The sequence below is a fragment of the Immundisolibacter cernigliae genome (assembly GCF_001697225.1).
GTDB classification, from domain to species: Bacteria; Pseudomonadota; Gammaproteobacteria; order Immundisolibacterales; family Immundisolibacteraceae; genus Immundisolibacter; species Immundisolibacter cernigliae.
In genome coordinates this window covers 747,248-761,181 of sequence record NZ_CP014671.1, presented here as the reverse complement: position 1 = coordinate 761,181, position 13,934 = coordinate 747,248, and the positions used below count along the sequence as shown (strand labels likewise).

Annotated in this window: 12 protein-coding genes and 1 pseudogene; 9 read left to right on the top strand and 4 right to left on the bottom strand. The window is 70.1% G+C overall.

What is annotated here, in order from left to right; genetic code table 11:
- The first annotated feature begins 33 nt into the window (after window positions 1-33).
- The 4 genes from PG2T_RS03580 (at window position 34) to PG2T_RS03565 (ending at window position 3,885) form a co-directional block, all read left to right on the top strand.
- Window positions 34-939 (top strand): trypsin-like serine protease, encoded by a 906-nt coding sequence (locus PG2T_RS03580; RefSeq protein ID WP_068802862.1) that lies wholly within the window; start codon window positions 34-36, stop codon window positions 937-939.
- A gap of 316 nt (window positions 940-1,255) precedes the next feature.
- Entirely contained in the window at window positions 1,256-2,599 is a 1,344-nt protein-coding gene (gene rlmD, locus PG2T_RS03575; protein WP_075968129.1) for a 23S rRNA (uracil(1939)-C(5))-methyltransferase RlmD, read from the top strand.
- A 3-nt stretch (window positions 2,600-2,602) separates the two neighbouring features.
- Complete coding sequence (locus PG2T_RS16395; protein ID WP_068802861.1) at window positions 2,603-2,935, top strand: 4a-hydroxytetrahydrobiopterin dehydratase; 333 nt, start codon at window positions 2,603-2,605, stop codon at window positions 2,933-2,935.
- On the top strand, window positions 2,932-3,885 hold the full coding sequence (locus tag PG2T_RS03565) for an L-threonylcarbamoyladenylate synthase (protein WP_068802860.1): 954 nt from the start codon (window positions 2,932-2,934) through the stop codon (window positions 3,883-3,885). The genes PG2T_RS16395 and PG2T_RS03565 overlap by 4 nt, the downstream gene beginning before the upstream one ends.
- A gap of 173 nt (window positions 3,886-4,058) precedes the next feature.
- Here the strand turns inward: PG2T_RS03565 and PG2T_RS03560 are convergent, their stop codons facing one another.
- Genes PG2T_RS03560 through PG2T_RS03550 form a run of 3 tightly spaced genes read right to left on the bottom strand, consistent with a single transcriptional unit; the run spans window position 4,059 to window position 7,392 of the window.
- Window positions 4,059-4,640 carry a nitroreductase family protein gene (locus tag PG2T_RS03560; protein WP_083214735.1) on the bottom strand — a complete coding sequence of 194 codons (582 nt, stop codon included), beginning with the start codon at window positions 4,638-4,640 and terminating at the stop codon, window positions 4,059-4,061.
- A gap of 53 nt (window positions 4,641-4,693) precedes the next feature.
- A complete protein-coding gene (locus tag PG2T_RS03555) occupies window positions 4,694-5,971 on the bottom strand; it encodes an MFS transporter (RefSeq protein ID WP_068802859.1) in 1,278 nt (425 codons plus the stop codon).
- Window positions 5,972-5,982: 11 nt separating this feature from the next.
- Window positions 5,983-7,392 carry a DNA recombination protein RmuC gene (locus tag PG2T_RS03550; RefSeq protein ID WP_068802858.1) on the bottom strand — a complete coding sequence of 470 codons (1,410 nt, stop codon included), beginning with the start codon at window positions 7,390-7,392 and terminating at the stop codon, window positions 5,983-5,985.
- 121 nt (window positions 7,393-7,513) lie between these two features.
- Here PG2T_RS03550 and ald point away from each other — a divergent pair, with 121 nt between their 5' ends.
- The gene (ald, locus tag PG2T_RS03545) at window positions 7,514-8,626 is read left to right on the top strand and encodes an alanine dehydrogenase (RefSeq protein ID WP_068802857.1); all 1,113 of its coding nucleotides are present in this window, start codon (window positions 7,514-7,516) and stop codon (window positions 8,624-8,626) included.
- A 340-nt stretch (window positions 8,627-8,966) separates the two neighbouring features.
- Here ald and cysZ read toward each other — a convergent pair.
- Window positions 8,967-9,571, bottom strand: a pseudogene (gene cysZ, locus PG2T_RS03540) (sulfate transporter CysZ); the annotation flags it as partial.
- Between the two features lie 292 nt (window positions 9,572-9,863).
- Here cysZ and PG2T_RS03535 point away from each other — a divergent pair.
- From PG2T_RS03535 to PG2T_RS03520, 4 genes are all read left to right on the top strand, one after another.
- Window positions 9,864-10,670, top strand: coding sequence for an endonuclease/exonuclease/phosphatase family protein (locus PG2T_RS03535; RefSeq protein ID WP_202816409.1), 807 nt, complete (start codon window positions 9,864-9,866; stop codon window positions 10,668-10,670).
- A gap of 20 nt (window positions 10,671-10,690) precedes the next feature.
- Window positions 10,691-11,113: an Hsp20/alpha crystallin family protein gene (locus PG2T_RS03530; protein WP_068802855.1), complete on the top strand. Its 423-nt coding sequence runs from the start codon at window positions 10,691-10,693 to the stop codon at window positions 11,111-11,113.
- 2 nt (window positions 11,114-11,115) lie between these two features.
- Window positions 11,116-13,503, top strand: coding sequence for an endopeptidase La (lon, locus tag PG2T_RS03525; RefSeq protein WP_068802854.1), 2,388 nt, complete (start codon window positions 11,116-11,118; stop codon window positions 13,501-13,503).
- A gap of 107 nt (window positions 13,504-13,610) precedes the next feature.
- A complete protein-coding gene (locus tag PG2T_RS03520) occupies window positions 13,611-13,934 on the top strand; it encodes a hypothetical protein (protein WP_068802853.1) in 324 nt (107 codons plus the stop codon).

The window sequence follows — 13,934 nt, the reverse complement described above, 5'->3', positions numbered from 1 at the left end:
CGAACAATGACGAACGCCACTGCGGCCCCTCCGATGCGCCGCGCCCTGGCGGGCTTGGCCCTGTTGGCCTCCACCGGTGCGCAGGCCATCGTCGGCGGCAGCGGCGTCGATTCCAATACCCTCCTGTCGCCCTGGGCCGGCGTCGGCTCGCTCAGCACCGGCGGCGGCACCTACAGCGGGGCGCTGGTCAGCGATCGCTACGTGCTCACCGCCGCGCATGTGGTCAGCGGCCGTGCGCCGGGCAGCATCCAGTTCAACGTCAACGTCAACGGCAGCGTCATGCAGACCTTCGCCGCCGAGGCGGTATTCGTCTATTCCGGGTACGCCGGCACCACGCCCGGTGCGGATGGCGTCTGGCACGATGACCTCGCCCTGGTGCGCCTGGCAGCGCCGGTCCAGGGCGGCATCCCCTCCTATGCTCTTTCGAGTGCTCCGCTTGGCGAGGGCGACATCATCACCATGGTCGGCTACGGCGCTGGCGGCAACGGCACCGGCGCGACGACGCCAGCGAACCCGAACGTCAAGCGCGTCGGCCAGAACGTGGTGGACCGGCTGTTGGCGGACGACGATGTCGCCAACGGGGCGAACGAAGTCTTCATGTTCGATTTCGATGGCCCGACGGGCAACGGCGTGTGGGGCGCCGGGAGCCTGGGCGCGAACCGCGAGGCCGGCTTCGCAGGCGGTGATTCCGGTGCGCCGGTGTTCGTGCAGCGCGGCGACACCTGGCTGCTGGCGGGTATAGGTGCCTTCAACGGCAGCACCGGCGGCAACAATGTCGAGTTCGGTGCCGTCGGTGGCGGCACCGTGGTCGCGGCCTACCAGGATTGGATACAGGGGCAGATCAGCGCCGTGCCGGAAGGCGACACTCTGGCGCTTCTGCTGGTCGGGCTGGCGTGCGTCGGCTCCGCTGCGTCGGGCCGGCGGCGGATCAGCGTCTGACTCGGCCGGGGCAAGCCCGGCGCCGGGAACCGCGCGAAGCTGCCCCCGCGGCTCGTCGACACCGGCTGCAAGCATCGGCGTGAGCGGGGCTGTGCCCGCCCGGCCAGGGTGACGGTCGGCGGGCGCCTGACAGCGTAACGGAATCGCCGACTACTCCAGCGTTTCCCGCAGCCATCGGACCACTGTGGGAGCCCGGCTGTGCCGGGCGATCATCGCGCAGCGCAGCGCGGCTGCGCCGGTCCCGGGCGCCTGTCGCCGCTACGGCAGGGGCTAATTCCGGATAATGCCGGCCCTGCCGCCGCTTCCCCGTGTCCCCATGAACCGCAGCAACCGCCGTGTGCGTCCACTCGTGGCGCAAGCCCTGTCCGAACCGCTGCTGATCGAGCGCATGGCCGACGGCGGCCAGGGCGTCGCCCACATCGACGGCAAGCTGTGCTTCGTCGATGGCGCGCTGGCCGGTGAGCGGGTACGGGCCGCCCTGGTGCGCCGGCACGGCAACTACGACGAGGCAGTGACGCAGGGCGTCCTGGAGCCCTCGCCGCAGCGGGTGGTCCCGGCCTGTGCGGCCTATGCGCGCTGCGGCGGCTGCGCGCTGCAGCACCAGGACCACGCCGCGCAGGTGCAGGACAAACAGGCGCAGCTGGCGGAAAAACTGGCGCGCATCGGCGGCGTGCAGCCGGCGCAGTGGCTGGACCCGATCGTCGGGCCGGCCTGGCATTACCGGCGCCGGGCGCGCCTGGGCGTGCGCCAGGTGTCCAGGCGCGGCGGCGTGCTGGTGGGGTTTCGCGAGCGGCGCTCGTCGTTCCTGACCGACATGCGCGACTGCCCGGTGCTGGACGCGCGCCTGGCCGCGCTGATCGGCCCGCTGCGCGCGCTGATCGGCGGCCTGTCGGTGGCGGCGCAGGTGCCGCAACTGGAAGTCACGGCCACTGACGATGAGGTGCTGCTGGTCATGCGCCACCTTGCGCCGCTGTCCGACGCCGACCGCACGGCCCTGGCCGACTTCGCCGCGGCGCACGGTGTGCGCTGGTTCCTGCAGCCGGCCGGGCCGGACACTGTCCACCCACTGCCGCCGGGTGGCGATTGTCTGCCCACCTACCGGCTGGACGCCTTCGATCTGGAACTCGAATTCGGACCGCTCGATTTCACGCAGGTCAACTTCGCCATCAACCAGAAACTGGTTGCATTGGCGGTGGACCTGCTGGCGCCGACGCCTGACCAGCCAGTGGCGGACCTGTTCTGCGGCGTCGGCAATTTCAGTCTCGCGCTGGCCCGGCGCGGCGCCCGCGTGCTGGGTCTGGAAGGCGAAGCGACGCTGGTCGCCCGCGCCCGCGGCAATGCCCGGCGGGCGGGTCTGACGGACCGCTGCAGCTTCGAGCAGGCGAATCTCTACGACGATGCCCCGGCCGCCCTGGCACGCATCGGCCGCTGCGAGGCCTGGCTGCTGGATCCGCCCCGATCCGGCGCGCAGGCCCTGTGCGGCGCAGTGCCAAAATCGGCGCCGGTGCGCATCGTGTACGTATCCTGCAACCCGGCCACACTGGCGCGCGACGCCGGCCTGCTGGTCGGCCAGGGCTACCGCCTGGCGCGGGCCGGCGTCGTGGACATGTTTCCCCACACGGCGCACGTGGAGTCGATTGCCCTGTTCGAGCGGACCTGAGCCATGACCGACCTTGCCCGGCAACACTGCACCTCTCTGCCAGCCGGCACGCCGCCTCTGGCGATCGCGCAATGGCAGGCGCTGCAGGCGCAGCTCGACGCCGCCTGGCAGGTGGTGGACGGCCATCACCTGCGGCGAGCGTACCGCCTGCCGGATTTTGCGAGCGGTCTGGCGTTGGTCAACCGCATCGGCGCGCTGGCCGAGGCCGAAGACCATCACCCCGATCTGCTGCTGGCCTGGGGCCGGGTCGAAGTCACCCTGTGGACGCACTCGGTGGGTGGCCTGAGCATGAACGATTTCATCCTGGCGGCGCACATCGACCGGCTGGCGCCGTGACCGACGCCCTCATCGCCAAGGCGGTGGCACTGCTGCGCGCCGGGCAGCTGGTGGTCCTGCCCACCGAGACCGTCTACGGCCTGGGTGCCGATGCGCTGAACCCGGTCGCCGTGGCGCGCATCTTCGCCCTCAAGGGCCGACCGGCCGAGCATCCGCTGATCGTGCACCTGCCGCCCGACGAGCCGCTCGAGAACTGGGCCGCCGCCGTGCCACCGCCCGCCCGGGCGCTGGCGCGCGCCTTCTGGCCGGGCCCGCTGACCATGATTCTGGCCCGTGGCGCGCGCGTGCCACGGGCTGTCACCGGCGGGCAGGACACGGTGGCCCTGCGCGTGCCGGATCATCCGCTGGCGCTGGCCCTGCTGCGGGCCTTCGGCAGCGGCATCGCGGCGCCGTCGGCCAACCGCTTCGGCCACATCAGCCCCACCACCGCCGCGCACGTGCGGGACGAATTCGGCGCTGCCGTGCCGCTGATCCTGGACGGCGGGCCGTGCCGGGTCGGCATCGAATCGACCATCGTGGACCTGAGCCGCGGCGCGCCGGTGGTGCTGCGGCCGGGCGCCATCGGCGCGGCGGACATTGCCCGCGTGATCGGCAGCACGGCCACGGCCGATGGTGCGACAGCGGCAGGATCTGCCCCGCGCGTGTCGGGCCTGCTGGCCCGGCATTACGCGCCGCGCACGCCGGCCGAACTGGTCGTCGGCGCCGTCCTGCCGGGGCGCTTGGCCGAGCTCGCGGCGCTCGGGCAGACAGTGGGCGTACTGGCGCTCGGCCGCAGCGTCGGCGAGAACGGCATTGCCCTTGCCGACGATCCGGCTGCCTACGGCCAGGGCCTGTACGCGGCGCTGCGCGCGCTCGACCGGCGCGGCTTCTCGCGCCTGCTGATCGAGGCCCCGCCACGGGACGAATCCTGGCGAGCGGTCAACGATCGCCTGCAGCGGGCGGTGGCATAGGCCCGGATCGGCTGCGGGAGTGGCGCCCCTGTGGGGAGCGGCGCCCCCGCCGCGAATCTTCCATTCACAGATTCGGCCCGGGGGCGGGCCTCCCGCAAGCCCGGGCGCAGGCATTCGGCCCGGGGCGGGCCGCGCTTCTCAGGCGAGTCCGGCCCCGTCCAGGCGCTCCAGCTTCACCACCTCGCTGACCGGCTTGCGATGGCCGCGCGGGTGGCCGGCGGCGTGCCGCGGCCCATCACGATCAGCATGGCCGGGATGTAGTTGGCGGTCAGGCCAGCCACTTCGGCCACCTGCTGCGGGTTGAAGCCGATCATGGCGCCAGTATCGAAGCCGCGCTCCTTGGCGGCATACATCAGTGTCATCGCCGCCAGACTGGCGCCGCGGATGGCTTCGTCACGCGCGAACTGCGCGTTGCCGCCGTACATCTGGCCGGTCATGCCAATCATGCGCTCGCGCATCGGTTCCGGCGCCTGGGCAAAGATGGTCGGCGCGTCGACATGGGCGTCCAGCCTGGCGCACACCACGATGGCGGCGCCGCAGTTCTCGACCTGCACCTGATCCATGGACGCGGCGCGCAAGCGCTTTTTCTGCTCGGACTCCCGCACCACCACGAAGGCCCATTGCTGCAGGTTGAAGGCGCTGGGGCTCAGGATCACGTCGTCGAAGATCGCCTTCAGGTCGGCGTCGCTGACCGGCTGCGAGAGGTCGTAATCGCGCACGCTGCGGCGGGCCCTGACCAGTTCGGAAAAATTCATTGTCAGCTCCTTGGAGTGGTTTCAAAAAAACGGGACAACGGTGCGCCCGCGACTCAGTCAGTCGGCCGGGACGGCGGGCGCGCCAGCAGGTACAGGCCGGCCGAAGCGACGTAGCCGGCGGCGACCAGGCCGTAGATAGCGGCGTAGGAATGCGAAATATCGTACACGGCGGACGCGATGACCGGCCCCAGTCCAAGCCCCACCAGCTGGAAGCTGGCCATCAGGCCAGCAATGCGCCCGAACGCGAAGCGACCAAAGTAATTGGACAGGATAAGCCCAGTCAGCGAGCCCTCGCCGCGCACCAGCAGGCCCAGCACGGCCGACAGCACCAGCGCGCCAGTGGCGCTGTCCACGCGCAGCATCAGCAGGATGCCGCCGGCCGCCAGCAGCTGGGAGACGATGGCCAGGCGTCGCTCGGAAAAGAACTCCGACAGGTAGCCCCAGACCACGTTGGCCAGCGCGCCGGTCAGCGCCAGGATGCTGATGGCGGTCACCGCCTGCACCTGCGACACGCCGCGACTGGTCAGATAAGTGACGTGATAGAACACCAAGGTGCCATTGGCGGCGATGGCCGTCACCGCCGCCGCCATCAGAAAACGCAGCGCCCAGGTGCGCAGCGCCTGCGGCAGGGTCCACGGATACTCGTCAGCAGTCGGACGTGGCCGGCGTCCGGCGCGGGCCACGCGTGACTCGACCAGGCCACCATCCTGCTCCAGGCCCAGCGCTTCCGGGCTGCGTCGCAACAACAGCAGGGCGAGCGGTACCAGCACCACCAATGTGATCGCGCCCATGGCCAGAAACGTATCCCGCCACGCCCAGCCGGAGCGCATGGCGTAGGCGCCGCCAAACGCTGCCGCAGCACCGCCCAGCGGCACCGACATGGAAACGATACCCATGGCCCGGCCGCGGTAGTGCAAAAACCAGTGCACGGCGATCGCCCGCTGCGCGGCGCCGCCGATGACGCCTTGAGCGGCACCACGACACAGCATGTAGCCACAGTAGAAGGTGGCCAACGTAGGACTCGACCCCATCAGCGCAAAACCGGCAGCCATGACGACCGCAGCCGTGCCCATCAGCGCGCGCGGCCCGTGCCGGTCTACCCACGCACCGGCAACGGGCGATACCAGGCCGCCGATCAGCGTGCCGGCCAACAGGGCACCGGCAATGCCGGTGTTGGTCCAGCCGGTGTCCTGCGTGATCGCCAGCAGCACCGAGCCCATGTACATCTGGCTGCTGCCGGCGGACACAACACCGCCAAGCGTCGCCACGCCCAACACCACCCAGCCGTAGTAAACATGCGCCCCAAGACGGGCCACCAGACGATCGGACACGGTGGCTGCGCTCAGGTTTGAGGATGCGCGCCGGCCGCGGAGCCGTCTGGCTCCGGCGCGGCCAGTTCCGCCTGCGCCTGGTCCAGCAGCGCCGCCGGCAGGGACTTGGAGGCCTCGACGCCCAGCGCCTTCAGGTCCTCGGCCCGCTTGACCAGGTTGCCGCGCCCGCTGACCAGCTTGTTGCGGGCCGCGTCGAAGGCATTGCGCGTGCTCGCCAGGCGGCTGTCGACGGCATCCAGGTCCTGCACGAAGCCGACGAACTTGTCGTAAAGATCGCCGGCCCGGCGGGCGATTTCCTGCGCGTTGCGGCTCTGGTGCTCGAAGCGCCACACGTTCTGGATCATGCGCAGCGTGGTCAGCAGCGTGGACGGGCTCACCAGGCCGATGTTGCGCTCCAGCGCCTCGGTGAACAGCGCCGGCTCGGCGCGCAGGGCTTCCATGTAGGCCGGCTCGATCGGCACGAACAGCAGCACGAAATCGAGTGAGCGTACGCCCGGCAGCAGCTGGTAGTTTCTGTCTCCAAGGCCGCGGATGTGGGCACGCAGCGAGGCCACATGCTCGCGCAGCGCCTGGGTGCGCGTCAGATCGTCCGGGGCGCTGGCGTAGCGCTCGTAGGCGGTCAGCGACACCTTGGCGTCGATCACCACGTCCTTGCCGTCCGGCAGGTGCACGATGGCGTCCGGTCGCTGGCGGCCAGTCTCGCTGCTGACGCTCACCTGCAGCTCGTACTCGCGGTCCTTCTGCAGGCCGGACTGTTCCAGCACGCGCTCGAGCACCATCTCGCCCCACACGCCCTGGGTGCGGGTCTGGCCCTTGAGGGCATTGGTCAGATTCACGGCGTCCACGGCAATGGTCTGGTTCAGGTCGCGCAGGGTGTGGATTTCCTTCAAAAGCGACACCCGGTCGCGCGATTCCTTGTCGTAGACGTCCTCGACGCGCTTCTGGAAGCCGCCGATCTGCTCGCGCAAGGGATTCAGCAGCGCTTCCAGATTGGTCTTGTTCTGGTCCGTGAAACGGCGGCTTTTGTCTTCCAGGATTTCCTGCGCCAGGTTCTTGAACTGCTCGGTCAGCTGGCCGCGCGCTTCCTGCAGCACGGCCAGCTTGTCCTCGCTGCGGCGGCGTTCCTCCGACAGCTCGGTCACGGCGCGTTCCAGACGCACGGCCAGCGCCTGCGCCTCGTCCGTCTTTTCGCGCAGATCGACCTGCAGCGGCGCCAGCCGGGCGCAGTCGGCCTGCAAGCGGGCGCGCTCCTCGGCCAATGCCTGGTATTCGGCGCGCAGGCTGTCGAGCTCGATGGCCCGCTGGTCGGCCTGCCGTTGTCCGGCCGCAATACGGCCGCGCGCCTGGATCAGAAAAATCGCCAGCACGAGGGCCAGCAGCCCGGCCGCCACGGCGACCGCGGCAAGGACGGAAAACGTCATGCCCGGAAACAGTCCAAGAGTCTGGTACAAGGTTTGCACGATAACCGAATCGGAACCCATCGGATGCCCTGACCGTGGCCGCTGCCAGGTCACGGCATCATCCCCAAGCGAAGAGTCCGTCATGAACATAGGCATCCCGACCGAGATCAAGGACAACGAAAGCCGCGTGGCCCTCACGCCGGCCGGCGCGGCGGCCCTGACCGGCGCCGGCCACACCGTGCGCGTGCAGCGCGGCGCGGGGGTCGGGTCCGGCTTTTCCGATGCCGAGTACGTCGCCGCCGGGGCGGTGCTGGGCGACGCCGCCCAGGCCTGGGACTGCGATCTGGTGGTCAAGGTCAAGGAACCGATGGCAGCCGAATACGGCTACCTGCGCGGCCAGATGCTGTTCACCTACCTGCACCTGGCCGGCGTCGCTCCGGCCCTGACCGAGGCCCTGCTGGCCAGTCGCACCACCGGCATCGGCTACGAGACCGTGCGCGACGCCGCCGGCCACCTGCCGCTGCTGGCGCCGATGAGCGCCATTGCCGGCAACATGGCGGTGGCCGTCGGCGCCTGGTACCTGGCCAAACCGCACGGCGGCATCGGCGTGCAGCTGGGCCGCGTGCTGGGCAAACCGCACGGGCGGGTGCTGGTGGTCGGCGATGGCGTGGTCGGCCAGCACGCGGCAGCCAGCGCGGCAGCACTGGGCTCCGAGGTCATCGTCTACGGCATCGATGCCGACCAAGGCGCAGCGCTGTTGAAGCAGCTGTCCGCGAATGTGAGCTGGCGCCTGTCCACGCCGGAGGCAATTGCCGCCGAACTGGCGCAGGCGGATCTGCTGGTCGGCGCCGTGCTGCTGCCCGGCGCCCGCGCGCCGCACGTCGTCAGCGCCGACATGGTCCGCCGCATGCGGCCCGGCACGGTGATCGTGGATGTCAGCATCGACCAGGGCGGCTGCGTGGAAACCGCCCATCCGACCAGCCACTCCGACCCCGTGTATCCGGTGCATGGCGTTGTCCACTACTGCGTCACCAACATGCCGGGCGCCTACCCGCGCACGGCCACCGTGGCGCTGACGCAGGCGACGCTGCCGTATCTGAAAACGCTGGCCGCCGGTGGCCGCGCAGCGCTGTTCGCCGACCCGGCCTTGGCGGCGGGCGTCAACACCATGGACGGCCATGTCACGTACCGGGCGGCGGCCGAGGCGCTGGGTCTGCTGGCACGGCACCGGCCCTTGGCGCAGATTGCGCCCTGAGAGCCACACCGCGGCGGGTTAAAGGCAAGGCCCTCACGGCGCTTCGCGCCTCAGGGCGACAGCGGGGGTGGAGCGGCCCAGGTTGATGGCACCCCGATGGCACCATGGCACCGCGCCGGCTTTACCCCCGTCGTTGCGAGGAGCGCGCAGCGCGACGTGGCAACCTTGCCTTTTGGGCTCCGTGTGGCGATGCCTGGCAAGTCCGCGGCTCCCTGGTCGAATCCCCTGTTCAGCCCCTATCGTCGTCCCGTACCAGCAGGCAGGCGCCGATCACCGCCGCCGGCATCAGCAGCAGATTCACGATCGGCACCGCGCCCAGCAGCAGCACGCTGCCGCCAAAGCCCAGCGCCCGCAGCGGCATGGCAGCGGCCGTCCGGCGCACGGCACCAAAATCAAGGCCCCGGTTGCCCAGCGGGTAGTCGAGGTATTCGAGCGCCAGCAGCCACGCCCCAGCAGCAGCCACAGCGGTCCGGCGACCAGATTCACGCCCGGCACCCACAGCAGCAGACCCAGCGGCACGGCCCGCACCAAGAAATAACGCAGCTTGCGCAGTTCGTTCAGCATTGCCTGTGTGGCCTCGCGCAGCCAGCCGCCGGCCGGGGGCGCGACATCCCCGCTCACGCGGCGCGCCAGAATCACATTGAACGGCGCCCCGATCAGGTTCGCCAACGCCGTGAAGGCGTACACGAACACCAGCAGCAGCCCCAGCCCGAACAGTGGCCAGGCCAGAAACGCCAGCCAGTCAAGCCAGCCCGGCAGCGCATCCTGTAACCAGCGCACGGCCGCCGCCACGCGCCCGGCAGCCCATACGCTGCCGGCGCCGAACAGCAGCGCGTTGATGGCCAGCGGCGCCAGCACCAGACTGCGCCAGCGGCGATCGAACAGGCAACGGAATCCTCGCCACAGACAGGCGGGGCCGGACAGGGGATGGCCGAGCAGGGGCATGGTCATGGCGGATATTTCGGGTCAGAACATCTTGGCAAACGGTAGCAGTTCGGCCCGAGGGCGGGCCTCCCACACGGTGCCCCCATTGTGGGAGCGGCGCCCGCGCCGCGAATCAACAAGCGCCACGCTGGCCCCGTCTGATTGACATCACAGCCGCCGGTCCCCGGCCCATGCCAACATGCCACGCGGCCCGCAACGGGGTCCAAGCCCCGGGACGGTCGCCCTTGCGCACCGTCGCGCCGACCCCATCTTGCAACACACAGCGCCGCCCCCCGGCGCGTCCGGACACCCCATGCATCATCCCGAAAACCGCCTGCGCGTCCTGACCTACAACATCCAGGTCGGCATCGACACCGGCCGCTACCGCCAGTATCTGACGCGCGGCTGGCGGCACGTGCTGCCGTTTGGCGGGCGCCAGGAAAACCTCGACCAGATCGCCACCGTGCTGCGCGACCACGACATCGTGGCGCTGCAGGAAATCGACGCCGGCTCCTACCGCGGCGCCTTTTTGAACCAGGCCCAGTACCTGGCCGAGCGGGCCGGCTTTCCGAACTGGCACCTGCAGGTGAACCGCAACTACGGGGCGCTGGCCCGCCACGGCATTGCCGTGCTCAGCCGCCTGCCGCCGACCGGCATCCGCGAGTGCCGCCTGCCCGGTTTCCTGCCCGGACGCGGCGCGCTGCTGCTCAGCTTCGGCAGCGATGCCCGGCCGCTGCACGTGCTGGCGGTGCACCTGTCGCTGGGCCAGCGCTCGCGCCAGCGCCAGCTGCGTTATCTGGCGCGCCTGTCGGCGCACTGCAAGGACTTGATTCTGCTGGGCGACATGAACTGCCCGGCCTGGCACCTGCAGCGGCATTCCAGTCTCATCAACGCCGGGCTGCACGTGGCCGACACCGAGGGGCACAGTTACCCGTCCTGGCGGCCGCGGCGTAACCTCGACCATGTGCTGCTGTCGCCGAGTCTGAAGGTGCGCCACGCGCGGGTGCTCGACCACCCGATGTCCGACCATCTGCCGGTGGCGGTGGAACTGGACCTGCCGCCGGCGCTGGCCGCCAGTCTGGCGCACGGCCGGACCATGACGCTGCCGGCCTGTGCCTGAACACTGCAAGGAGGACCGCCATGCCATCGCGTGATCTGGAACGCTGGATGTGGGCCGAGGCCTGCTCGATGCTCGACCAGGCCGAGCGGCTGCAGCGGCAGTTTTTCGACCCGCCGGGCCGGCGCGGCGCGGCGCGCGCCTGGCAGCCGCCGGTAGACATCTATGCCACCGGCAACGAGCTGGTGATCATGGCCGCGCTGCCCGGCGTCACCGCCGAGCGGCTGGAGGTCGGCATCGACGGCGCCATGCTGGTGATCGCCGGCGAGCGGCGCCTGCCGGACGCCCTGCGCGGCCATCAGGTACAGCGCCTGGAAATTCCGCGCGGGCGCTTCGAGCGGCGCCTGCGCCTGCCGCCGGGCGTCTATCAGATCGACCGCCTGGAACTGAACCACGGCTGCCTGGTGCTGGTGCTGCACCGGGCCCCGTCGCTGACCGGAGAATGAACATGAACGCGAACAATCCCGAAGTCACCGCCCCGGCCGTGAGCACGGTCGGCGACGACGTGCTGCTGATCCTGCCGGTGCGCAACCTGGTGCTGTTTCCGGGCGTGGTGATGCCGCTCACGGTCGGCCGCAAGGGCTCGGTGGAAGCCGCGCAGGAAGCCGCGCGCAGCGACCGGCCGCTGGGTCTTTTGCTGCAGAAGGACGGCAGCATCGACGACCCCGGCCCGGACGACCTGTACCGCGTCGGCACCGTGGCCAGCGTGCTGCGCTTCGTGTCCGCCCAGGACGGCGCGCACCACCTGGTGTGCCAGGGCGAAGAGCGCTTCCGGGTGCTGGACTTCATTCCCGGCCACCCGTACCTGCTGGCGCGGGTGGAGCGCCTGCCGGCCGCGCCGGAAACGGGCGTCGACGCCGAGGCGCGCGTACTGAACCTGCGCCAGCAGGCGCTGGCGGCGCTCGAACTGCTGCCGCAGACGCCGGCCGAGCTGGTGCACGCCATCCAGTCGACGCCGACCGGCTCGGCGCTGGCTGACCTGATCATCAGCTACATGGACCTGAAGCCCGAGGAGAAACAGGAAATCCTCGAACTGATCGACCTGCCGCAGCGCCTGATGCGCGTGTCGGAACTGCTCGCGCGGCGCATCGAGGTGCTGCGGATCTCGCGCGACATCTCCCAGCAGACCCGCGACAAGCTGGACGAGCGCCAGCGCGAGTTCGTGCTGCGCGAGCAGCTCAAAACCATCCAGAAAGAGCTGGGCGAAGCCGACGATCAGGCGGTCGAGGTGCAGGAAATCGCCGAGGCCATCGCCAAGGCCGGCATGCCGGAGGAGGTCGAACAGCACGCGCGCAAGGAACTCAAGCGCCTGGAGCGCATGCCCGAGGCGTCGGGCGAGTACCCGATGCTGCGCACCTATCTGGACTGGCTGACCGAGCTGCCGTGGAGCGTGGCCAGCACCGACAGCCTGGACATCCCGGCCGCGCGCAGGGTGCTGGACGAGGACCACTGGGGCCTGGACAAGATCAAGCGGCGCATCCTGGAGCATCTGGCCGTGCGCAAGCTCAGCCCCGAGGGCAAGAGCCCGATCCTGTGCTTCGTCGGCCCGCCGGGCGTGGGCAAGACCTCGCTCGGCCAGAGCATTGCACGCGCCATGGGCCGCAAGTTCCTGCGCGTGTCGCTGGGCGGCGTGCACGACGAGGCGGAGATCCGCGGCCACCGGCGCACCTATGTGGGCGCGTTGCCGGGCAACATCATCCAGGCCATCCGCCGCGGCGGTACGCGCAACCCGGTGCTGATGCTCGACGAGATGGACAAGCTCGGCCAGGGCTTTCACGGCGACCCGTCGTCGGCGCTGCTGGAAGTGCTCGACCCGGAGCAGAACAACTCCTTCCGCGACAATTATCTGGCGGTGCCTTTTGATCTGTCTCAGGTCATGTTCATCGCCACCGCCAACGTGCTCGACAGCATTCCCGGCCCGCTGCGCGACCGCATGGAAGTGATCGAACTGCCCGGCTACACGCAGGAGGACAAGCTGCAGATCGCCCGGCGCTACCTGATCGACCGGCAACTGAAGGCCTGTGGCCTGGGCGCCGAACAGGTGCAGCTGACCGACGCCGCCATCGGCGTGCTCATCGACGGCTACACGCGCGAGGCCGGCTGCCGCAACCTGGAGCGCGAAATCGGCGCCGTGCTGCGGCATGTCGCGGTGCGCGTGGCCGAGGGCCAGACCGGCGTGCAGCGCATCGACGCCGGAGACGTGCCGGCCATTCTTGGCGCGCGCAAGTTCGACTCGGAACTGGCCATGCGCACCGCCATGCCGGGCGTGGCCACGGGCCTGGCCTGGACGCCGGTCGGCGGCGACATCCTGTTCATCGAGGCCAGCCGCGTGCCGGGCAACGGCAAGCTGATCCTGACCGGCCAGCTGGGCGACGTGATGAAGGAAAGCGTGCAGGCGGCCCTTAGCCTGCTCAAGGCCCGCGCCGACACGCTGGGCCTGGAAGCGGATTCCTTCGACAAGCACGACATCCACGTGCACGTGCCGGCCGGCGCCATCCCCAAGGACGGACCCAGCGCCGGCGTGGCCATGTTCGTGGCCCTGCACTCGCTGCACAGTGGCCGCTGCGTGCGCGCGGATACCGCCATGACCGGCGAAATCAGCCTGCGCGGCCTGGTGCTGCCGGTCGGCGGCATCAAGGAAAAGATCGTCGCCGCCCACCGCGCCGGCATCCGCCGGGTGATGCTGCCGGCGCGCAACAGGAAGGACTACGACGACATCCCGGCCAGCGCCCGCGAACACCTGGAGTTCGTGTGGCTGGAGAACGTGGATCAGGCGCTGGGGGCCGTGTTCGACTGTGCCGAACAGGCCGATGCGCTGGCCGCCGACGGCGGCTGAGTCCGCTGCCGACCGGTAGTCGGGACGAACCGGCAATGATCCGTGCAGTCCAACGCCCCGCCGGCCGGCAACAGGCTGTCCGGCTTCAAATCATCAGGAGTCACGACATGAACAAGCACCTAAAAACGACCTGCGCCGCCATCGCACTGCTGGCGCTCGCCGGTGGCGTCGCCGCGGCCCCGAAAGCCGGTCACGCAACCGGCGGCGCCTCAAGCCACTCCAGCACGCCACCGGCCAGCAGCAACAAGCAATCCGCGCCGGATGCCGACCGCGGTATGGACCGGGCTGGCGAGCGCCGGTCAGAGGAAGGTCTCGACCATTTCCGGGCCGAGGAGCAACAGATGGAGCACGCGCCCGATCGCGGCGCCGATCATCGCGACGCGCATTCGATGCAGCCGCACGGCAAGGACGACAAACACCCGCCCAACTGA